This is a genomic window from Streptomyces xylophagus (assembly GCF_000716435.1).
Lineage (GTDB): Bacteria > Actinomycetota > Actinomycetes > Streptomycetales > Streptomycetaceae > Streptomyces > Streptomyces xylophagus.
In genome coordinates this window covers 1-988 of the sequence record NZ_JNWO01000096.1, presented here as the reverse complement: position 1 = coordinate 988, position 988 = coordinate 1, and the positions used below count along the sequence as shown (strand labels likewise).

At 63.9% G+C, this 988-nt stretch carries 2 protein-coding genes; both read right to left on the bottom strand.

All coding sequences use genetic code 11. The features are described 5' to 3' along the window. On the bottom strand, positions 1–526 hold a 526-nt coding region (locus tag OO70_RS50425), incomplete at its 3' end, for a phage baseplate assembly protein (RefSeq protein ID WP_043688275.1). Between the two features lie 36 nt (positions 527–562). After that, on the bottom strand, positions 563–988 hold a 426-nt coding region (locus OO70_RS50420), incomplete at its 5' end, for a hypothetical protein (protein WP_043688273.1).

Below are 988 nucleotides of genomic sequence, written 5' to 3'. Positions count from 1 at the left end.
GCCGGTCATCACGATCACGGCCCCGCAGTCCCGGCCGTCGCTCTATTGGGCGGCGCGTCATGCGCTCTACGGCCTCGAAGACCGTTTCGTTCGGGTGCAAGCGCGCATACTCGAAGGGCTTCTGTTGGATATCGGAAGTGAACCCCACTCCCTGCTTATCCAGCTCTTGCGCGATCTGAAGCGGCGTCTTGTTGCGCCACTCGCCTTTATCGTGCTCGGCCGCGCTCTTGACGCTGTCGCGGCCCTTGGACGTGCCCGAAATCTCGACGGTGTGGTTGTTCGCGTCGAAGCTCGGCACCATCCGGTTGATGTAGCCAGTCACTAGGAGCTGACCGTTGGCGAGCACGGTTACGGGCGTGCCCGGCATGAAATTCCACTGCTCGTCCATCGCGTCCGTGGCGTCGGTCACCGTGAAGGCGAAGGCGCGCACGGCCTGGTTGGCGGAGTAGGACACGGCTGCCCGCGTGAACGCGGAGTAGCGCGCCCCGCCCGCAATGAGCGTGACTGTCGTTTTTTCGTCGGACATGTACGGGCTGATCCTCTGGCGAGGACGCCCGCACGGTTACCGCGCGAGCGCCTCGAATGTGCCAGGCATGAAGGCTGGTGACGCGACCTCGTTACGGTCGGCCAGCTCTTCGGCTCGGTAGACATCTTCGTAGAGACGCGCCGCCCAATAGAGCGACGGCCGGGACTGCGGGGCCGTGATCGTGATGACCGGCACGATGGTCGCCATCTTCTGCGTAATCGACCGCACGGCGTAGTCGCGAGCGGTGAGCATGATGTTGACGATCTCGTCTTCCGCGAACTGCTCGATCTGCGCGTTGAACAGCTCGACGACGGTGGCGCGTGCCTGGATGGCTTCCTTCCGCGTCAAGAACGTCTTGGCGCAGATCGCCTGCGCGAGCTTCATCAAGGCGAACGACCGGACCACACCACAGAACACGGTGCTATTGACGGCGTCGGCCGTGTCAGACGCGCTGATCGGCGC